This is a genomic window from Aurantiacibacter gilvus (genome assembly GCF_038289935.1).
Lineage (GTDB): Bacteria > Pseudomonadota > Alphaproteobacteria > Sphingomonadales > Sphingomonadaceae > Alteraurantiacibacter > Alteraurantiacibacter gilvus.
In genome coordinates this window covers 439,091-457,891 of sequence record NZ_JBBYHV010000002.1, presented here as the reverse complement: position 1 = coordinate 457,891, position 18,801 = coordinate 439,091, and the positions used below count along the sequence as shown (strand labels likewise).

Sequence of the window (18,801 nt, the reverse complement as noted above, 5' to 3'; positions counted from 1 at the left end):
ACAATCGGCGCAAGAGCGCATAAGATCAGAATGCCAAAGGGAGAGGGGCCAATGGATGTGCAACGGCGCGGCGTACAGGCCACAGGCAGCCATGTGCATATGGACGAAACCAGCGAAGTGGTGCTGCTGCACCGACTGCTGAAACTCACCAACCGGCTGATGGCGCCGTTCTCCACCCACCTGTCGCACCGCTACACCATCAGCGTGAACGAATTTCGCCTGCTGATGACCATCGGCGCCCTGGGCCGCACCGCCAGCCACGAGGTTGCCGAACTGACCGGCGTCAACGCCATGAGCGTGAGTCGCGCCGTGGCCACCCTGCAGAAGCATGGCCGCGTGATCGTCGAGACCGACGAGAGCAACCGCCGCCGCAAGTGGCTGTCACTGACGGACGAGGGCAAGCGCCTCTACGAGATCATGCGCCCGCAGACCGAGACGGTGGCGCACTACCTGTTCGGCAAGCTCGACACCGACGAAGTGGCCGGTTTTGCCAGCACGGTGGAAAAGCTGATCGAACGCCTCGATGCCGAGGACGAGAAGGGCCAGTCGGTCTTCCTCGAAAGGACGAAACCCGCCGATGAATAGTGACGAACGCCGAGCAATCGAAGCCGACATAACGCGGCTGGTGCACCAGTACGTCTGGGCCAACGACGCGCAGGACTGGGAACTCTGTGCTTCGCTCTACACCGAGGACGCCGTTTTCCGCCGCCCCAGCGGGGGCGACCCTATCGTCGGGCGCGAGGCGATCTACGCCAGCTTCACCGACCGCCCGCCGCGGGCGCAGCGGCACGTGATGGCGAATGTGCTCGTCGACGTGGAAGGCCCGGCGACAGCACGCGTGAAGAGCGTGATCGTGCTCTACGTAGGTGACGCTGCCGAAGGTGGCGGATTGCCGATGCAGGATGTCAAGAGTCCGCTGATCGGGACCTACACCGATCTCGTGGTGCAGACGCCGAAGGGCTGGCGTTTCAAGGAACGCACCGGCGCGCTCGACTTCAGGCCCTACGGCCACGGTGGCTAGGCGAAGACCGTATCGGCCTTTTCCTTTTCCTTGTCCTCTTCGATAACGCGCCGCTTCAGCGCGGCGGGCACCATCAGCGCAATCACCACGCAGGCCAGTGCCGGGATCGCGGCAACGCCAAGGAAGCTTTGCGCGGGCACCTGGTTCTGCAGCATGAACTGGCCCAGCGGCGGTCCCGCGAAAGCGCCAAGCCGCGCCACCAGCACGCCGACGCCCACGGCTGACGACAGCATCCGCGCGGGGAAGAGGTAGGCAGCGAGGCCCGGCAGCACCATGCCCCCGGCATTGGCGCCGCCGACGCCGACCATCAGCATCAGCGTCCAGAAGCCCGGATCGGGCGCGGTCACCCAGATGGCGATGAAGCTGGCGGCCATGGCGCCGAACATCAGCATCAGCGTGGGCCCCTTGCGCCAGTTGTCGATCAGCAGGCTGGCGGCAATGCCGATGCCGAGCCCGGCAAGGTTGGCCACGCCCGAAACCCGCGCTGCGTCGTCCAGCGTCAGGCCGGCTTGCGGCAGCACGGTCGGCAGCCACGAGTTGAGCAGGTAGAGGTTGCAGGCGTTGAAGGCGAGCATGGCGGCGAAGACCGCGAAGGGGAACAGCCATGGAGACTTCAGCAAGGCCAGTTGCGGCAGCTTCGCGGCAAGCTCGCCCGCGGCCTTGGGCTCTGCGCCCCTGGGCAGTCCGCCTTCCAGCATTACCAGCAGGCCAGCCGCGAGCACGACTGCAAAGATGCCGGGCACGTAGAACAGGCCCTTCCACGTCAGCAGGCCGACGATCTCCGGCGCGAGGATCCCCGCTATGGCCAGGCCGACAGGAATGCCCGCCGATACCACGGCCATGATCGTCGCGCGCAGGCGCGGCGGGGCCAATTCGGCGGACAAGGCGCTGACATTGGGCAGGCAGGCGCCCAGCGCCGCACCGGTGAGCAGTCGCCAGACAAGGAATTCGGTCACGCTGGCGGCAGTCGAGGTGCCCAGCGTGCATAGCCCGGTCGCCAGCGCCCCGGTAACGATCAGCGTGCGCCGCCCGAAGCGGTCACCCAGCGGGGCAATCAGCGCACCGCCCGCGCCAAGGCCGATCAGCAAGGCGGTGAAGACCCAGCCGAAACTGGCCGGGTCAAGACCCATGGCGCCTTCCAGCCGCGGCACGGCCAGCGACATGGCGGCAATGTCAAAGCCTTCCATCACGAAGATGCCCGCCAGCAGCGCCAGCGACGCGATTGTTCGTCCGTTCAAGCGTTCTCTCCCCGCCCGTCACCCCTGGAGTCCCACGGGCTTGGCATGCGGTATGGCACGGTAAGGAAGTCGGCTTCAACGCCTTCGATCTTGCCCTTGCGGATCTTGAAGGCCTCGGCGAGGTAATAGGAATGCGGGCGGCGCACCGGGCTCTTGGCCTTGGTACCGTCGGTCAGCTCGTATTCGCCCAGCCTGCCCGAATGGTCGATGAAGCCGTAGGCCAGCACGATCCCGCGCTCGACATCCACCAGCGGGAAGCGGCGGGCGCGCAGGTCGTCGTCATAGCGGTACCAGCCCAGCAGGAACTGATCGGCGCAGCCCAGCCGCGCCACCGGCAGCGGGAAGTCCTTGTTGTTGGTGGTCTGCACCCCGTTCTCGACGCGGTTGCAGTGCAGCCAGAAATGGGTGTGCAGCTTGCCGTCGTTGCGCTCGATGGTCTCGAAGTAGCCGTTGGCGATCCGTACCAGCTCGGCCCGGTCGGAGCCTTCGCCCTCGGGTACCGCGGCTTCCATGATCGGCTTGCGCTCGAACTTCTGCGGACCGAAGGGGAAGCCTTCGTCCTTGTTGCGTGCCACCACGGTCTCGATGCCGGTGATGTGCCCTTCGCGGACTTCCAGGCGGATGCAACAGGGGTTGAGCGCGTCGGTTTCCTCAACTGCGGTGAACAGCGCCACCTGGCCCGTTTCGGGATCGGCAAAGCGCAGGTCATAGTCGTGCTTGGCGGTCAGGGTGTTCCACAGCCCGTCACCCACGGCGAGCGCCACGTTGTTCTCTGTGTTGAAAGCGTCGGGCGCAATGCGTGCGCGCGACGGACCCCGGCTGGCGAGCGCGTCGACATAGTCGTCGAGCACGCGATAAAGTTCCTCGCGCGAATGCACCGCTTGTCCCCTCCACTTGACTCTTGGTAGGCCTAGCCCAAAAGTAACGATCGTTAAAGTGGCCCCTTTGGGTGCCATCTGGGGAGAGGACTATACATGGCGGACACACCGCTTCCACCGCGCATGACCTTGGCGCAGCTCGATGCCGCAAGGCGTGACTTCGAAGCCGTGCTGGGTGCCAGCCAGTGCTTCTTCGAAGACCTGGACCGGCGCACCTACCAGGACAAGTTCGCCGTCGACGACAGCGCGCACCATCCGGCTGGCGCGGTGGCGCCGGAAAGCCTGGAGCAAGTGCAGGCCGTGCTGCGGGTGGCGAACGAACACCGGCTGCCGGTCTTCCCCATCGCCCGCGGCAAGAACCTTGGCTACGGTGGCACCGCTCCGGTCATGGCCGGTTCCGTCGTGCTCGACCTGTCGCGCATGAAGGCGATCGAGTTCGACGAGGAAATGGGCACCGTGCTGGTGGAGCCGGGCGTCGGCTTCTACGACCTTTACGACTACGTCCAGCGCAACAACCTGCCCTACTGGCTCTCGGTCCCGGCCAACAGCTGGGGTTCGGTGATGGGCAACGCGCTCGATCGCGGCGTGGGCTATACTCCCTATGGCGAGCACACGCGCAATATCTGCGGCCTCGAAGTGGTGCTGGCCAATGGCGAGGTGGTGCGCACCGGCATGGGCGCGGCGGCCAATGCGCCGACCTGGCAGCTCTATCCCTTCGGCTTCGGTCCCGGCTGGGACCAGGCCTTCGTGCAGTCCAACTTCGGCGTGGTCACCAAGATGGGCATGTGGCTGATGCCCGCGCCGGAAAGCCTGATCGGGCTGGACTGCGAGTTCGACCGTCCGGAAGACCTCAAGGTGATGGTCGACACCATCGGCCCGCTGCGGCGCGAGCGAATCCTGCAGCAGAGCCCGTCGATCGGCAACTGGATGCGCGCCGCTGCCGTGCTGACGACCCGCGACGAGTGGACGGACGAGCCGGGCGCGCTGTCCGACACCGTGATCGATGCCATTCGCCGCCGCTTCGACATCGGCTGGTGGGGTGTCTCGCTGCGGCTCTACGGGCGCGAGGACATCAACCGTGCGGCGCTGGGCCACCTGCGCACCGCCATGGGCAATGCCGGTCCGATGAAGATGGTGGAAACCGAATGGCGGCAGGGCGATCCCATGCAGTATTCGACCTGGACCGGCACCCCTGTCACCTTCGCCATGCAGAACGTCAACTGGTACGGCGGGCGCGGCGGGCACATCGGTTTCTCGCCGGTGTTGCCGCAGGACGGCGATGCCGCGCTGGCGCAGTTCCGGCGCACCTATGCCCGCTACCAGGAGTACGGGATGGACTACCAGGGCAGTTTCGCCTTCGGCGAACGGCACCTGACCAATGTCAACGCCATGGTCTTCAACAAGGATGACCGCGCCCAGATGGGCCGGATCGACCCGTTCTTCCGCCAGCTGGTGGCCGATGCGGCAGAGAATGGCTATTACGAATACCGCACCCACCTCGATTACATGGACCTCGTCGCCGAGAGCTACGACTTCAACGGCGGCGCCTTGCAGCGCATGAACGAAAGCGTGAAGGACGCGCTCGATCCCAATGGCATCATCGCTCCGGGCAAGAGCGGGATCTGGGGCAGTCGCTGGCGCAGCGAAGGAGAAAGCGCATGAGCAATCCACGTCATTCCGGACTTGGCCCGGAATCGCCTTCGACCCGCGCGAGTGGCAACCGATCCCGGATCAAGTCCGGGATGACGATTGTGGCGGGCTTGCTGCTGGCGGGCTGTGCTGCCGTGGCCACCGCCCAGCAATCGGAAAGCGCGCCGCCGGCCCAGGCCGGGCCGCCGCCCGCTCCGCCGCCGCAGACTCTGTCGACGCGCCCTGACGCCTCGGGCGGCGAAGCGCTTTATGTGGCGAAGTGTGCCATGTGCCACGGGCCGGGCGGCATGGGCACGGGCCTGCTCGCCCGCCGCATGGATACCCCGCTGCTGGAGGAGCGCGACAACCTTGCCGCGCCCTTCGTGGTGATCGCTGCACGCAACGGCATCGGCAACATGCCCGCCATCCCGCGCGGCGAAGTGTCCGACGAGGACCTGCAGGCGATTGCCGAATATCTCGCGGCTGGCCCGCATGGAGGTGCGGAATGAGGGTTTCCCGGCGCGGAGTCCTGGCAGGCGCAGCAGCCCTGCCGATAGCCACCCAGGCGCGCGGCTGGCGGTGGGAGCATCACGGCGACACCGTGCTCCTCTACGATCCCGCCTTGCCTGCCGCGCAGACCTTTGCCGAATCCGGCCGCAGCGCGGGCCGCACCGTCCTTGCGCTGGAAGGTGACCGCATCCGCATGGCGCGCGACCTGTTCGCGGGCCGCCCCGCGCTGGTGCGCGGCGTCAGTCGGCAGGCCGACGCCGTACTGGTGGAGGAAGTGGCACAGGAGGCAGGCTACTACCCTGTCGGCCAGCGGGTCGACGGCGACGTCCTCGACTGGACCCTTGCGCCGCGCAACCGCGCCTAGGGCATGGCCGACAAGCAGCATCCATTCGAGCTGGCTATCCCGCCAGCCGTGCTGCTGATTGCTGGCTTCGCACTCATCTGGGCCGCTGAGCGGTTCCTGCCTGCCGCCGCGCTCACTTTTCCTGCACAGAAGTGGCTCGCCGTGGGCCTCGTCGTGGCCGGGGTGGGGGTTATCCTCGCGGGGATACTCACGTTCCGGCGGCACCAGACCAGCGTCGATCCGCGCGACCCCGGGGTGGCGAGCACATTGGTGGACGGTGGCATTTTCGCGTTGACCCGCAACCCGATGTATCTCGGGATGACATTGATTCTGGCGGGCAGCGCCCTAGGCCATGGAAACTGGGTCGCGCTGGTCGTCCCGGTGCTTTTCGCCCTGTGGATCGACCGCTTCCAGATCGTGCCCGAGGAAAGGTCGCTGGGCGCAGCCTTTCCCGAGGCATTCGCGGCCTATCGGGAAAAGACCCGCCGTTGGCTCTGATCAGGTGTTTGGCATCCCGCAGCTGAAGCTTTCTGCTACATTCGGATCGCCCGACCCGTCGTAGACCGCCACGGTCGGCCAGGGGCAGAGCGGGCGTTCCATCGGCTCGCGCGGCGGTTGCGGCGGTTGGCCGGGGAAGCCCGCGACCTGCGTCGGCCGCGTCGCGATCAGGCGGTTGGGGGCATTGCCCGTGGTCGCCCATTCGTCGATTGCTGCCAGCGTGTCGAAGTCGCTCGGCCCGTCGCCGCCCGCGCAGTGATCCATGCCCGGGGCCATGAACAGCCGCAGCTGGTTCTCGCGCTGGCTGGCGGGCAGGGCGCCGTAGAGCCCGTGGTGGAAGGCCAGCGTGTTGGTGGCGGGGATCAGCCCGTCGGACCAGCCGTGGCTCAGCAGCAGCTTGCCGCCGCGCGCGAAGTATTGGCCGAGGCCATCGCTGGGCACGTTGAGGATGTCGGCGCCATAGCTGCGCGCATCGACCATGTATTCGCGGTAGTCGGTGGTGCGCCAGTCCCAGTCCTCGCGCCCGGCATAGGCGAGGTCACGGAAGTAGCTCATGGCCACGGGGAAGGGCTCCTGCCCCATCACCAGGGCGGCCATCTGCATTTCGGTGCCATAGGGCCAGCCGGGCAGCAGCAAGGTGCCATCGTTCGCCCGCACGCCGCCGAACAGGTTGTGCACCGCGCTTACCTGCCCGGGGCTGAGGCAGCCCTCGGTCTGGCCGGGGGTGCATTGCAGGCGGGCGAAGTCGGGGCGGCATTGCAGCGGGCGGCCGACAATGCCGTCGGTCACGCCGTCCTGCGCATCGCAGGCGCGCAGCACTTCGCCGTGGACGAGGCCCAGCGCCTGCGGGGTCATGGCGACGCCGAAGCGCTGCGGCTGCCAGCCCTGCCACATCGACTGGGTCATCAGGTCGGTCATCGGGTTGGCCGGTGCCATGGCGCTGATGGCGTCGAAATCGTTGGGGTAGCGATAGGCGGCCATCAGCCCCTGCCGCCCGCCGGTGGAGCACGAGTTCCAGAACGACAGGTCCGGCCCGCGACCGTAGAATTCACCCACCAGCGCCTTGGCCGCCGTGGTGGTGACGTGCACCGCGCGGTGGCCGAAATCGACCAGCCGTTCGGGGTGGCCCACGGCCCATTCGGCGGTCAGGCCGTTGCCGGTATGGCCGGTGTCGGTGCTGGCCGTGGCATAGCCGCGGCGAATCGGCTCGGCCATCTGCGAGTAGGAGATCGAGCCGGCCCAGATGCCGTTGCCGATGCCGACATACTTGCCGTTCCACCCGCTGATCGGCAGCCAGACCTCGCTGCGGATGTCGCTGTCGGATGTCGGGGTGAGGCGCAGCTGCACGCGGCAGAAGGCCGGCACATCGCTGTAAGCGCCGCCCGCCACGCCGGGATTGACCCCGCCGCCGCCCGGTTGCTGGAAAGCACCTGCGCCGACGGTCTGCGCGGAGACCACTTCGCCGCTGTCCAGCGCCAAGTCGGCCAGGTCTTCACAGGCCGCCTGGGCCGGTGATGCCAGGGCCATGATCGCCAGCGAGGCTACGCTCCCCAAAAACCAGTGTGATCGCATGGATTCCCTCTCCCCTCTCTTGTTGCCTCGATAATAACATTCGTTATGATCGCGTCGAGGGCCATAGCCTGCACTGGGAGAGAAAATTGGGCAAGATCATCGTATCCGGCGCGTCCGGCCAGTTCGGCCATGCCGCCGCATCGCAATTGCTGGACATGGGGGAAGAGGTCATCGCCCTGTCGCGATCGACCGACAAGCTGGCCGACCTCGCCGCACGCGGTGCCGAAGTGCGCGCCGCCGATTTCGATTCGCCGGACGGGCTGGTCGAGGCCATGCGCGGCGGTGACAAGCTGCTGCTGATTTCCACCACCCTGGTAGGCGAACGCCCGCGCCAGCATGCCAATGCCATCAACGCCGCCAAGCAAGCCGGTGTGAAACACGTGGTCTACACCTCGCTGCTCGGCGCGCGGAAGCCGGGTAACCCGTCGGTTGAAGGGTTTGACCATATCGCGACCGAGGAGATGCTGGAGCAGTCGGGTGTCGCCTACACCTTCCTGCGCAACAGCCTCTATGCCGAAGCCGTGGCCACCGCCATGGCGATCCCCGCACTGACCTCCGGCACCAAGCCGGAGAACGCGGGCCGGGGCCGCGTGCCGATTGTCAGCCGCGACGATTGCATTGCCACGGCGGTCGGCGTCCTCACGCAGGAAGGGCACGAGAACAAGGCCTACGACGTGACCGGGCCGGAGCTGTGGGCCCTGCCCGATGCCATGGCGCTGGTTTCGGAAATGGCCGGCAAGCCGATCGAGGTGCAGGACGTCGATGACGAAGGCATGTTCGCCTATTTCGATGCGCTGGGCGTGCCGCGCAAATCAGAAGATGTCGATCCGAACGGCCCCATCCCCTGGGCGAGCGAGGGCATGGTGACCTTCGGCAAGTCCATCCGTGAGGGCTTCATGGACGTGGATTCCGATGACGTGGAACGCATCACCGGCAACAAGCCGCGCACGCTCAAGTCCGTATTCGAACAGTACCAGGGAGCCTGGCCGAAATGATCCGCAACTTCGCCTTGGTGGCCGCTGCCAGCCTTGCGCTGGGCGCATGCGGCGACAGCTTCGATCCGTCCTCGATCGACACCAGCACCTATGGTGCGGGCGAGAACTGGGACAATCCCGGCGGCGACTGGGCCGAAAGCCACTTCTCGCGGCTGGAAGAGATCACGCCTGCCAATGTCGGCGAGCTGGGCCTCGCCTGGGAATACGACCTTGGCACCGCTCGCGTGCAGGAAGCCACGCCGGTGGTGATCGACGGGGTGATGTATACCTCGGGCAACCTCGGCCGCGTCTACGCGCTGAACGCCGCGACGGGTGAGGAGCTGTGGACCTTCCTCCCCGAGCTCGACATGCAGGTGAACCGACATGCCTGCTGCGACCAGGCCAACCGAGGCGTCGCCGTGGCTGACGGAAAGGTGATGGTCGGTGCGCTCGACGGGATGCTCTATGCGCTCGATGCGGAAACCGGCGCGGTGGAGTGGAGCGTCGACACCGTGGTCGACCACGCCCGCGGCTATACCATTACCGGCGCGCCCGAGCTGGCCGGCAACCTCGTGGTCATCGGCAATGCCGGCGCAGAATACGATGCGCGCGGCTACGTCACGGCCTATCACGTCGAGACCGGCGAACAGGCCTGGCGCTTCTTCACCATTCCGCGCGATCCCGCCTCCGGCGAACAGGAAAACCCGGAGCTTGAAGCGGCGCTGGAAACCTGGAGCGAAGACACCCGCTGGGACATCGGCGGTGGGGGCACCGCGTGGGATGCCATCGTCTACGATCCGGAGTTCGATCAGGTGATCGTGGGCACCGGCAACGGCGGCCCCTATCCGCAGGCGATCCGCAGCCCCGGCGGCGGTGACAACCTGTACCTCAATTCGCTCGTCGCGCTGGACCGCGAGAGCGGCGAGATGAACTGGTATTTCCAGGAAACGCCGCAGGACAACTGGGACCTGACCGCAACCCAGCCGATGACGCTGGCGCAGCTGGACGTGGGCGGCGAGGAACGCCCCGTCATACTGCACACCCCCAAGAACGGTTTCTTCTTCGTTGTGGACCGCGAGACGGGATATGCCCATGCGGCCAACCCCATCGTGCGCACCAACTGGGCCGATGGCTTCGATGTTGAAACGCAAAGCTTCAACATGACCATGGACCAGGCCGATTATTCGCAGGGTCCGAAGATCGTTTACCCGGCATCGCCGGGCGCGCGTAACTGGTATCCGGCGGCTTACGATCCCACGCGTGACACCTATTTCGCGCAGGTGCTGGACATGGGGAACCTGATGTTCCTCACCGGCGATCCGTCCGAGGCCGAATATCAGGAGAAGTTCCTGAATGCCGGCGCCGCGATCATCTTCACCAGCGACCTGCAGGCAGCGGCCGCAACGCTGCCGCCGCCGCTGCGCGCGGCGATAGAGGCCGAGGACAGCTGGCAATGGGTGCTGGACCAACCCTTTTCCAGCCAGCTGCGCGCGATGGACCCGCTGACGGGTGAAACCAAGTGGGCGGTCGACGGGCTTGGCTGGCAGGATCGCTTTGGCGTGCTCGCCACCCAGACCGGGCTGGTTTTCCATGGCAACTCTGCCGGCACGATTTTCGCCCGCGATTCCAATACCGGCGAGGAACTGTGGTCCATGGAAACCGGCACCACGATCATGGCCGCGCCGATGACCTACAGCGTGGACGGCGTGCAATATGTCGCCGTGCAGGCAGGCTGGGGCGGCGGTGGCTGGGGCTTCGTGCCTGGCTACTCGGCGGCCTACAACAAGGGCTTCACCAACCGCCTGCTGGTGTTCCGCCTTGGTGGCGGCGAGGTAGCTGTTCCCGACGATCTCCCGCCGCTCGAACCCGCTCCTGCCCCGCCGGAGCAGTTGGAAGGCGTGACGCCGGAAATGATCGCCATGGGCAACGCGCTGTTCACGGAGAACTGCACCATGTGCCACTCCAACCAGCCGCGCGCGCCCTTACCGGACCTGCGCCGCATGCAGCCCAACGTGCACGCGGGCTTCGACCAGATCGTGCGCGAAGGCCTGTTCGTGATGAACGGCATGCCGTCATTCGGCGATCGCCTGTCGCCCGAAGAGGTGCGCGCAATCCATGCCTGGCTCATCAGCGTGCAGGGCCCGCTGCGCGAACGCGAACTGGAACTGCAACGCCGCGGCCTGCCGCTCGACAGCCAGTCGCTGACCATTCTCTCTAACTTCTAGGAGACCTGCCATGACCCCCGAAGGCGTGAACATCAAACACCCCGACAAGCTGTTTATCGGCGGCGAGTGGGTGAAACCTGCTGGCAACGATTCCATCGAGGTGGTGAATCCGGCAAGTGAGGAAGTCGTCGCGCGGGTCGCCCATGCGGGCAACCGTGACATGGACGCTGCCGTGGCCGCTGCCCGTGAGGCCTTCGACAATGGCCCCTGGCCGAAGACGCCGCCGCTGGAGCGCATGGCCAAGCTGATGCAGTTCGTCGACGTGCTGGAGCCGCGCGTTCCCGAACTGGCTGCCGCATGGACGGCGCAGATCGGCGGCCTCGCCAGCGCGGCGGGACCGATGCATGCGGGCGGCGTTGCCGGCCTGCGCGGCATTGCCTCGCTGGGTGAGCGGTTCCAGTGGGTGGAGCAGCGGCCCGGCATGGCCGTCGACACCGTCACCGTGGTGCGCGAGCCTGTGGGCGTGGTTGTTGCCATCGCCCCGTGGAACGGTCCCTTTGCGATCATGGCGAACAAGGTGTTCTACGCCCTCATCGCGGGTTGCACCGTGGTGATGAAGCCCAGCCCGGAAACCCCGCTGGAAGCCTATATCATTGCCGAAGCGGCAGAAGCCGTGGGCATGCCCGCCGGCACGGTGAACCTCGTCCCGTCGGACCGCGAGGCTGCCGATCACCTGATCCATTCGACCCACATCGACAAGATTACCTTCACCGGCTCCAGCGCCGCCGGTCGCCACATCGCCAGCGTGGCGGGCGGCAACATGGTGCGCGCGACCTTTGAGCTTGGCGGCAAGTCGGCCGCGATCATCCGCGACGATTTCCCCACCGAGGCAGCGGCGCAGATCCTTGGCAACACGATCACCGTGATGAGCGGGCAGGTCTGCGCCATGCTCAGCCGCGCCATCGTACCCAGGGCGCGGCATGACGAACTGGCCGAGGCCATCGCGGGCGTGATGAAGGGCGTGAAGATCGGTCATCCCGAAGACCCGGAGACCCAGCTCGGTCCGGTGGCCATGCGCCGCCAGCTCGAACGCATCGAGATGTATATCGAGGCGGGCAAGGCATCCGGCGCGGACCTGGTTACCGGCGGGCACCGGCCCAGCCACATGAACAAGGGCTATTACATCGAGCCGACCCTCTTCGCGAACGTCGATAACAAGTCGAAGATCGCGCAGGAGGAGATTTTCGGCCCGGTGCTGTGCCTGATCCCGGCAGAGGACGAGGAAGACGCGATCCGCATCGCCAACGAGAGCGACTACGGCCTCAACGGCTCGGTCTTCACCAATGATGCGCAAGCCGCCTACGATATCGCCCGCCGCGTGCGGACCGGCGTGGTCGGCCAGAACGGCATGCGCATGGAATGGACCGCGCCCTTCGGCGGCTTCAAGCAGTCGGGCATTGGCCGCGAAGGCGGCGACGAGGGCATCCATGCCTATGTCGAGACCAAGACGATCCTGACGGACGGGGCCGTGCAGGCCTGAGTGCGTCCGGTCAATTAGCCTCGATGCCGGCCGTGCCGCGCAGCTGACGGATGACATCCTGACCCTGCGCGAGGACGATTGCCGCCTCGCGTCCTCCTGAGCATCGCCGCTTGCCGCTTCTCCCGAGGGCGCATCGGGCCTTCACCCGATGGAGGCACACCGTCACCGTCCGATAGACTGCCGGGACAGGCAAACACGGAGCGAGGACGCTGGCACTCAAGAAATTCAAGGCCGGTCGGTGTCCGGAGTCGCCGCTCGTCACCAGTTGCGCGCCGGTTCTAGCTCCGCCGGCGCGCAAACCCCCCAAAGGGAGGTTAGCGATGATCCGCCTTCATAGCTGGAAGCCGTGCAAGGTTCGCAGCCGGGCGATGCGGCGCGCCGCAATCCTCGCCGCGTTCGGCGTCCGGCCGATCATCGGCCCGGCAAGCGGAAAGGAGTCCGACCCGCGTCGGAAGTGACGCGCTCCTCCCGTCAGTCTTGCGCGCCGGCCGGTAATCCCTCACCGTTGTTGACGCCGGGAGCAGCCTGCGCAGTTTTGATGCGGCACAATGCTGCCGCTCCCGCGCGATCTATGATACCTTTGTATCGCACTCCGCGACGAAAGGTATTTGCCATGGCTGCGACTGAACCTCACGACGACCTGCCGCCGCAGTTCGCCCTTTGCGAACAGATGATGACGGCATGGTTCGAAACCATGCTGGCCGCGACGGACCAGTGCTTCAGGTTCTGGTGTGCGCCGTTCGCCCTGCCAGCCGATCACGCGGCGGAAGAGCCGGGCGACCTCGACGTCCCCGGCCCGCTCGAGCGGGATCACGAACACAACCTGTTCGCCTGAGGCGTCCGGCCCGGTCGGGGCCAAGGACCGCGACTAGTCGATCCCGATCGCCGCCAGCAGCGCTTCGTCCGGCTCGAGGGCCGTGTTGCCTGCCGGATAATCGTTCTGCTGCAACAGGTAGGCCGTCACCGCGAGATAGTCCGTATCGCTCAGCGATCCGGCAGCGCCCATCGGCATGGTGTCACGGGTGGTGGCGAACAGTTCCGCCACGCTGCGCCCGCGCCAGCCGCGCATGAAAGCCGCACCGCGCAGCGGGGCCGTGCCGCCCGCGCCCTGCAGGTTCGCGCCGTGGCAGGCGGCGCAGGAACGCTGGTAGATCGCAAGGCCCGCTTCGGCCTGTGCGCTGGTGAAGACACCCGAGGAGGCCGCACGGCTGAAGCCGCCGATATTGCCGCCGGGCGGCGGTGCGTCAGCCGAGCCCATGGCGCCCGCCGGGTTGACCTGCTCGCGCTCCGGACCGCGATGGCCGATCCCGGCCTCGGGCAAGGCAAAGACGAACAGCGTGTTCTGCCGTCCGTGCCGGATTTCGGGCGTGAAGTTGTCGGAGAGCCAGAAGCCGGTCGACACCGCCACGTACTGCTGTCCGTCCACCGCGAAGGTGGCGGGATAGCCGGTGACCGAGGAGCCGACATTCATGTTCCAGAGCATCTCGCCGGTCCGCTGGTCCATGGCGAAGACATGCCCCTCGGCATCGCCGCCGAACAGCAGCCCGCCGCCGGTGGTCAGCAGCGACTGCGTGCCCGCGCGCTGGTGGAAGGTCCACTCGCTGCGTCCCGTCACCGCGTTCACCGCGTGGATAGCGCCGAGCATGCCATCGACATCGGGCGCCAAGTAGGCGCGCGTCGAGATGCCATAGGTGCCGGTATCGCCCTCAGCCGGATCGAGCGCGGACATTTCTGCGCAGGTGTTGGTGAGCGGGAAATACATGGTCTGCGTCAGCGGGCTGTAGGCGGGGGCGTAATAGTTCGCGCCGCCGGTGGGGCCGGGGCAGATGGTGATCGAGGTGCCATATTCGGTCGGGATCGTTTCCGGGTTCACGGTGACGCGCCCGGTCGCCCCGTCGATGTGGCTGACGAGGTTCTGGTAAAGCGTGGGCCGCGCCCACAGGAAGCGGCCGGTCTCGCGGTCGAGCGTGTAGATCACCCCGGTCTTGCCCGGCACGCCCGACAGCGTGCGATAGGTGCGGCCCGCCTCGATATCGGGCGCCATCCATGCGACTTCGGAAGGATCGGGTGCCACCTGCTGGTCGATCAGCATGCGCGGGAAGGTGTGATCCATGTCCCACTGGTCCACCAGGTGCTGGTAATGCCAGACGATCTCACCGGTCTCCACGTCGAGCGCGAGCGTGGAGTTGTGATAGAGGTAATCGAGGTCATTGCCGGCCAGCCGGATCTTCGGCGTCGGCGCGCTGACCGAGGTGCCCATGTAGACCAGGCCCAGTTCGGGATCGAAGCTGGGGATCATCCATGCGCCGACCTGCTGCCGGTCCTCCAGCGGTACATCACCCCAGGTCGCGTCATTGGGATCGTCGCCCTGTGCGATCGGGCTGGTGCGCCAGACTTCCTCGCCGGTTTCGGCATCGTGTGCGGTGATGACGCAGGCCTGCGGACCGCCTTCCGGCTGGCACGAGCGGCCGGTGATAGCCAGGCCGTTGGCGATGATCGGGCCGGCGCTGACCTTGGCACCGTTGTGGTAGTCCATGATCTGCGTTTCCCACACCAGTTCGCCGGTGCGGGCATCGAGCGCGTAGAGGTAGTCGTCGGCGCCGTTGCCAATGATCAGGTGGCCGTAGAGCGCCACGTTGCGGGTGGTGTCGTAGACCGGCAGGATCTGGCCGATATCGTCGGGCAGGTCGCGCGCGTAGGTCCAGATTTGCTGGCCGCTCCGCGCGTCCACGGCGTAGATCGTGTCGGCAGGGCCGGGGAAATACATGATCCCGTCATGCACCAGCGGCGTGCCTTCCTGGTGCCCCGGATTGAGCGGCATGGCCCAGACCATGCGCAACTGGTCGACATTGCCGGTATTGATCTGGTCGAGCGGCGAATAGCCCCAGCTATCCAGCGTGCGCCGCCAGCTGAGCCAGTCCGCTGCATCGGGGGCCTGGATTTCGGCGTCGGTGACGCCGGGGAAGTCGGGCACGGTCTGCCCCACCACCTGTGTCATCGCCAGTGCTGTCAGTAGGCTACCCAGCGCCAGGTTCCCGATCCGCCTCATGTGTTGTCTCCCGTCTCCTGCGCCTCGAATAGCGGGCAAGGGCTGCTGCGCGAAGTGTAATCGAAGCCCCAGTTGCGGAAACCCTCGCCGTCGATGTGGAAGCGACCGTGCGCCCGGTCAGGGTCCGCGGGGTCGAAATAGGCGCCCAGGCCCATGCGGCTGGCAGGACCGGCACGGGCCTGCATGGCGCAGAGGCTGGTGAAGAAAGCGGCGTCGTGCTGCCGGTCTACCGTGGCGAGGTCGAGCGCGGCGAAGGCCATGTGCTTGCTGCCCGAAGCCCCGCCTACGCAGGTGTTGATCGCAGTCGGGCGGAATGCCGACAGCACCTCCACCTCGCCGACCAGCGGCTCGACCCGATCGCGCACCAGCCGCAACGCGGGCACGATGCGCGGCCACAGACCCTCGGGCGGCACGGCGAAGGATGGCTGGTCGCATCGCGCGGCAAGGTTGGTGTCGATCCGCAGCAATTGCCAGTCGGGCACCACGCCGCTCACCCCTTGCGATTGCAGGAAGGTTTCGAAACGTCCGAAGGCTTGGCCGTGTTCGGCATCCGCAGCCAACCAGCGTTCGAACGCGGCGTGCGAGTTTGTGTCGTCACCGACAAGAAGGCCGTGCAGCCGGTCGCGGAACAGCAAGGCCGTGCCCACGGCCAGTCCGGCGAGAACGACCAACGCGATCAGCAGCCGCTTCGTCACTCCTCCAGCCGCTGCTCGTTCGGGTCGATCTGCTCGTCGGTCTTGAGCATCGGGTCCCAGTGTTCGGCGATCAGCCCGTCCTCGATGCGGAACATGTCGAACCAGGTCGAGAAATAGGTCTGGCCGTCGGCATCGACCTGCGAGCGGAGGAAAGCGATGGTGACGTAGTTGCCTTCCGCCATGATGTGGATCAGCGGCAGTTCCAGCCGGTCCTCGATCTCGCGTTCGGGGCGGGTGCGGCGGACGTAGTCCTGCAATCCGGCAAGGCCCTGGTCGGCGTTGGGATTGTGCTGGATATAGTCCTCGGCGATGAATTCGCCCGCGCGGTCGGCCAGGCCCGCCTGCAACACGATCCGGTACATGTCGTAGACCAGCCGCTTGTTCGCTTCCAGCTGCGGATCGTCGCTGGCGAGCAGCGCCTGGTGGTCCTGCGGCAATTCAGGCGGTACGGGCGGGATGGCACTGGCCGCCGGAGCTGCCGTCTCCTCCGGAACCTCGCTGCCGCAAGCTGTCAGCAAAATGGCAGCAAAGCCTGCCAGGACAATACGCATGAACCCCTCCCGCTCCGTCTCTTGAACCCTTCTTTGCCAAACGCGGGGTGACGCGGCAAGATTTGGCCGCTAAAGAACCGGACAAAATCAATTTGGATGCCACGAACCATGAAGAAACTGCTGCTTGCCAGTGCCGCTAGCCTCTTAATTGCCACGCCAGTTCTTGCGCAGGATGACGATCAGGACGATTCGACTGCAAGCGAGGACAATGTCATCGTCGTCCTCGGTGAAGGCCTCCCGGAAACGCCGGGTACGCCGGCCTATTCGACCATCACGATCGACCGCGACCAGATCATCTCCAGCGGCTCCGGCCAGCTGGAAGACGTGTTGGAGAACGTGGCGGGCTTCCAGCAGTTCCGTCGCTCGGACAGCCGCTCGGCCAACCCCTCTGCCCAGGGAGCCACGTTGCGGGCGCTGGGCGGCAATGCCTCCAGCCGCGCACTGGTGCTGCTCGACGGTGTACCGATGGGCGATCCGTTCTTCGGCTACATTCCCTACAGTGCGGTCGACCCGTCGCGACTGGGCCAGATCCGCGTGACGCGCGGCGGCGGCTCCGGCCCCTTCGGCGGCGGCGCACTGGCGGGCACGATCGAGCTGGAAAGCGTGACCTCTGCCGACCTTCAGACCTTCAATGCCTACGGCCTGATCAACGATCGCGGCGACACCGAACTTGCCGCCAGCGCCGCGCCGCAGTGGGACGGCGGCTATGCCGTGGTCCATGGCCGCTGGGACCGCGGCGACGGTTTCTTCACCACGCCCGAAGCGGACCGTGTCGCTGCCACCAGCCGTGCCAATTACGACAGCTGGTCTGCCGGCGGGCGACTGGTGCAACAGCTGGGCGAAGATGTCGAAGTGCAGGCCCGCGTGCTTGCCTTCGAGGACAACCGCACCCTGCGTTTCGACGGTGCCGACAACTCCATCGAAGGTCAGGACGTCTCGCTCCGCCTCGTCACCCGCGGCCCGTGGGAAGTCGACGCGCTCGCCTATGGCCAGTGGCGCAACTTCACCAATGTCGTGATTTCCTCCACCCGTTTCGTGCGCGTGCTGGACCAGAAGGATACCCCTGCCGAAGGCCTGGGCGGCAAGCTGGAGATCCGCCCGCCCGTGGGTGAAGACCATACCCTGCGCTTCGGTGCGGACTATCGCCGCAGCGAAGGCGACCTGTTCGAGGATGCCTACTCCGCCTTCAGCGGAAACCTCACCGAAAACCGCTTCGCTGGCGGCGTGAACACCGACTTCGGCCTGTTCGCCGAACATGACTGGGAGATCGGTGCGCTGACCCTGACCGGCGGCATTCGCGCAGATCGCTACACGATCCGCGACGGCTACTATCAGGCCTTCGACGGCTCTGGTGCCGTGGTGCGCGATGATACCTATCCCGACCGCAGTGACTGGGAAGTCAGCTGGCGCGCCGGTGCGCTGTTCGACGTGAACGATGCGGTGACCCTGCGCGCGGCGGCCTACACCGGCTTCCGCCTGCCCACGCTCAACGAGCTCTACCGGCCCTTCGTGGTCTTCCCCGTTGTGACCGAGGCCAACGAGGCGCTGGAACCCGAGACCTTGCGCGGCTGGGAAGTCGGCGCGGACTTCGATTTCGATGTGTTCGACCTGTCGCTGACCTACTTCGACAACAAGGTGGAAGACGCCATCGCCAATGTCACCATCGGCACCAACCTGCGCCAGCGCCGCAACCTCGACGCGATCGAGGCGCAGGGCGTGGAGGTCATCATGGGTTTCGACATGGGTGACTTCCGGCTCGACGGGTCGCTGGTGGCGGTCGATGCCGAGGTGGTGGGAACGGGCTTTGCCGCGCCGCTGGACGGCAACCGCCCCTCGCAGACGCCCGACCTTGCCGCCAGCCTGACGGCCAGCTGGAACTTCATGGACGGCGGACGGCTTGCGGCGACCTTGCGGCATGTTTCCGACCAGTTCGAAGGCGACCAGGAAAACGACGTCCTGCCCGCCGCGACCACGGTGGACCTGTTCGCGCAGGTGCCTCTGGTCAGCAACCTGTCGGTAATCGGCCGGGTGGAGAACCTGTTCGACGAGGTGATCATTACCCGCAACCAGGGCGGATCGATGGATATCGGTACGCCGCTGACCGGCTGGATCGGCCTGCGCTGGGGCTATTGAACTCC

Annotated in this window: 18 protein-coding genes; 12 read left to right on the top strand and 6 right to left on the bottom strand. The window is 66.3% G+C overall.

The annotated features are described in order from the left end of the window. Positions 1-51: 51 nt before the first annotated feature. Together AAEO60_RS12125 and AAEO60_RS12120 are read left to right on the top strand one after the other, a co-directional pair. The gene (locus AAEO60_RS12125) at positions 52-585 is read left to right on the top strand and encodes a MarR family winged helix-turn-helix transcriptional regulator (RefSeq protein WP_341673968.1); all 534 of its coding nucleotides are present in this window, start codon (positions 52-54) and stop codon (positions 583-585) included. After that, positions 578-1,021: a nuclear transport factor 2 family protein gene (locus AAEO60_RS12120; RefSeq protein ID WP_341673967.1), complete on the top strand. Its 444-nt coding sequence runs from the start codon at positions 578-580 to the stop codon at positions 1,019-1,021. Before AAEO60_RS12125 ends, AAEO60_RS12120 begins: the two co-directional genes overlap by 8 nt. On the opposite strand, the gene AAEO60_RS12115 is transcribed toward AAEO60_RS12120, so the two are convergent. Both AAEO60_RS12115 and AAEO60_RS12110 read right to left on the bottom strand, forming a co-directional pair. Then, positions 1,018-2,259, bottom strand: a complete 1,242-nt coding sequence (locus tag AAEO60_RS12115; protein ID WP_341673966.1) for an MFS transporter — start codon at positions 2,257-2,259, stop codon at positions 1,018-1,020. The genes AAEO60_RS12120 and AAEO60_RS12115 overlap by 4 nt on opposite strands. Next, on the bottom strand, positions 2,256-3,137 hold the full coding sequence (locus AAEO60_RS12110; RefSeq protein WP_341673965.1) for a DUF8021 domain-containing protein: 882 nt from the start codon (positions 3,135-3,137) through the stop codon (positions 2,256-2,258). The genes AAEO60_RS12115 and AAEO60_RS12110 overlap by 4 nt, the downstream gene beginning before the upstream one ends. Before the next feature lie 96 nt (positions 3,138-3,233). Here AAEO60_RS12110 and AAEO60_RS12105 point away from each other — a divergent pair, with 96 nt between their 5' ends. The 4 genes from AAEO60_RS12105 to AAEO60_RS12090 are packed head-to-tail and all read left to right on the top strand — an operon-like array spanning position 3,234 to position 6,117. Beyond that, positions 3,234-4,799: an FAD-binding oxidoreductase gene (locus AAEO60_RS12105; RefSeq protein ID WP_341673964.1), complete on the top strand. Its 1,566-nt coding sequence runs from the start codon at positions 3,234-3,236 to the stop codon at positions 4,797-4,799. Beyond that, positions 4,796-5,275, top strand: coding sequence for a c-type cytochrome (locus AAEO60_RS12100; RefSeq protein WP_341673963.1), 480 nt, complete (start codon positions 4,796-4,798; stop codon positions 5,273-5,275). The genes AAEO60_RS12105 and AAEO60_RS12100 overlap by 4 nt, the downstream gene beginning before the upstream one ends. Continuing rightward, positions 5,272-5,640, top strand: coding sequence for a hypothetical protein (locus tag AAEO60_RS12095; protein WP_341673962.1), 369 nt, complete (start codon positions 5,272-5,274; stop codon positions 5,638-5,640). Before AAEO60_RS12100 ends, AAEO60_RS12095 begins: the two co-directional genes overlap by 4 nt. A 3-nt stretch (positions 5,641-5,643) precedes the next feature. Further along, a complete protein-coding gene (locus tag AAEO60_RS12090) occupies positions 5,644-6,117 on the top strand; it encodes a methyltransferase family protein (protein WP_341673961.1) in 474 nt (157 codons plus the stop codon). Here AAEO60_RS12090 and AAEO60_RS12085 read toward each other — a convergent pair whose 3' ends face one another. Next, positions 6,118-7,689 carry a tannase/feruloyl esterase family alpha/beta hydrolase gene (locus AAEO60_RS12085; protein WP_341673960.1) on the bottom strand — a complete coding sequence of 524 codons (1,572 nt, stop codon included), beginning with the start codon at positions 7,687-7,689 and terminating at the stop codon, positions 6,118-6,120. 86 nt (positions 7,690-7,775) lie between these two features. On the opposite strand from AAEO60_RS12085, the gene AAEO60_RS12080 reads away from it, so the two are divergent. The 5 genes from AAEO60_RS12080 (at position 7,776) to AAEO60_RS12060 (ending at position 13,203) form a co-directional block, all read left to right on the top strand. Further along, positions 7,776-8,684 carry an SDR family oxidoreductase gene (locus AAEO60_RS12080; RefSeq protein ID WP_341673959.1) on the top strand — a complete coding sequence of 303 codons (909 nt, stop codon included), beginning with the start codon at positions 7,776-7,778 and terminating at the stop codon, positions 8,682-8,684. Beyond that, positions 8,681-10,888, top strand: coding sequence for a PQQ-dependent dehydrogenase, methanol/ethanol family (locus AAEO60_RS12075; protein WP_341673958.1), 2,208 nt, complete (start codon positions 8,681-8,683; stop codon positions 10,886-10,888). Before AAEO60_RS12080 ends, AAEO60_RS12075 begins: the two co-directional genes overlap by 4 nt. Positions 10,889-10,898: 10 nt before the next feature. Further along, positions 10,899-12,368, top strand: coding sequence for an aldehyde dehydrogenase (locus tag AAEO60_RS12070; RefSeq protein ID WP_341673957.1), 1,470 nt, complete (start codon positions 10,899-10,901; stop codon positions 12,366-12,368). Positions 12,369-12,688: 320 nt separating this feature from the next. After that, positions 12,689-12,826: a hypothetical protein gene (locus tag AAEO60_RS12065; protein WP_341673956.1), complete on the top strand. Its 138-nt coding sequence runs from the start codon at positions 12,689-12,691 to the stop codon at positions 12,824-12,826. A gap of 155 nt (positions 12,827-12,981) precedes the next feature. Next, a complete protein-coding gene (locus tag AAEO60_RS12060; RefSeq protein WP_341673955.1) occupies positions 12,982-13,203 on the top strand; it encodes a hypothetical protein in 222 nt (73 codons plus the stop codon). Between the two features lie 33 nt (positions 13,204-13,236). On the opposite strand, the gene AAEO60_RS12055 is transcribed toward AAEO60_RS12060, so the two are convergent. The 3 genes from AAEO60_RS12055 to AAEO60_RS12045 are packed head-to-tail and all read right to left on the bottom strand — an operon-like array spanning position 13,237 to position 16,663. Further along, positions 13,237-15,417, bottom strand: coding sequence for an outer membrane protein assembly factor BamB family protein (locus tag AAEO60_RS12055; RefSeq protein WP_341673954.1), 2,181 nt, complete (start codon positions 15,415-15,417; stop codon positions 13,237-13,239). Next, positions 15,414-16,112 carry a FecR/PupR family sigma factor regulator gene (locus AAEO60_RS12050; protein WP_341673953.1) on the bottom strand — a complete coding sequence of 233 codons (699 nt, stop codon included), beginning with the start codon at positions 16,110-16,112 and terminating at the stop codon, positions 15,414-15,416. The genes AAEO60_RS12055 and AAEO60_RS12050 overlap by 4 nt, the downstream gene beginning before the upstream one ends. After that, complete coding sequence (locus AAEO60_RS12045) at positions 16,109-16,663, bottom strand: nuclear transport factor 2 family protein (RefSeq protein ID WP_341673952.1); 555 nt, start codon at positions 16,661-16,663, stop codon at positions 16,109-16,111. Before AAEO60_RS12045 ends, AAEO60_RS12050 begins: the two co-directional genes overlap by 4 nt. Before the next feature lie 108 nt (positions 16,664-16,771). On the opposite strand from AAEO60_RS12045, the gene AAEO60_RS12040 reads away from it, so the two are divergent. Continuing rightward, positions 16,772-18,796, top strand: coding sequence for a TonB-dependent receptor plug domain-containing protein (locus AAEO60_RS12040; RefSeq protein ID WP_341673951.1), 2,025 nt, complete (start codon positions 16,772-16,774; stop codon positions 18,794-18,796). Positions 18,797-18,801 lie beyond the last annotated feature (5 nt).

Bases quoted from the DNA above. Each gene is read 5' to 3' on its own strand.
- AAEO60_RS12125 (WP_341673968.1), top strand. From the start codon at position 52: ATGGATGTGCAACGGCGCGGCGTACAGGCCACAGGCAGCCATGTGCAT.
- AAEO60_RS12120 (WP_341673967.1), top strand. From the start codon at position 578: ATGAATAGTGACGAACGCCGAGCAATCGAAGCCGACATAACGCGGCTG.
- AAEO60_RS12105 (WP_341673964.1), top strand. From the start codon at position 3,234: ATGGCGGACACACCGCTTCCACCGCGCATGACCTTGGCGCAGCTCGAT.
- AAEO60_RS12100 (WP_341673963.1), top strand. From the start codon at position 4,796: ATGAGCAATCCACGTCATTCCGGACTTGGCCCGGAATCGCCTTCGACC.
- AAEO60_RS12095 (WP_341673962.1), top strand. From the start codon at position 5,272: ATGAGGGTTTCCCGGCGCGGAGTCCTGGCAGGCGCAGCAGCCCTGCCG.
- AAEO60_RS12090 (WP_341673961.1), top strand. From the start codon at position 5,644: ATGGCCGACAAGCAGCATCCATTCGAGCTGGCTATCCCGCCAGCCGTG.
- AAEO60_RS12085 (WP_341673960.1), bottom strand. From the start codon at position 7,689: ATGCGATCACACTGGTTTTTGGGGAGCGTAGCCTCGCTGGCGATCATG.
- AAEO60_RS12075 (WP_341673958.1), top strand. From the start codon at position 8,681: ATGATCCGCAACTTCGCCTTGGTGGCCGCTGCCAGCCTTGCGCTGGGC.
- AAEO60_RS12070 (WP_341673957.1), top strand. From the start codon at position 10,899: ATGACCCCCGAAGGCGTGAACATCAAACACCCCGACAAGCTGTTTATC.
- AAEO60_RS12065 (WP_341673956.1), top strand. From the start codon at position 12,689: ATGATCCGCCTTCATAGCTGGAAGCCGTGCAAGGTTCGCAGCCGGGCG.
- AAEO60_RS12060 (WP_341673955.1), top strand. From the start codon at position 12,982: ATGGCTGCGACTGAACCTCACGACGACCTGCCGCCGCAGTTCGCCCTT.
- AAEO60_RS12055 (WP_341673954.1), bottom strand. From the start codon at position 15,417: ATGAGGCGGATCGGGAACCTGGCGCTGGGTAGCCTACTGACAGCACTG.
- AAEO60_RS12045 (WP_341673952.1), bottom strand. From the start codon at position 16,663: ATGCGTATTGTCCTGGCAGGCTTTGCTGCCATTTTGCTGACAGCTTGC.
- AAEO60_RS12040 (WP_341673951.1), top strand. From the start codon at position 16,772: ATGAAGAAACTGCTGCTTGCCAGTGCCGCTAGCCTCTTAATTGCCACG.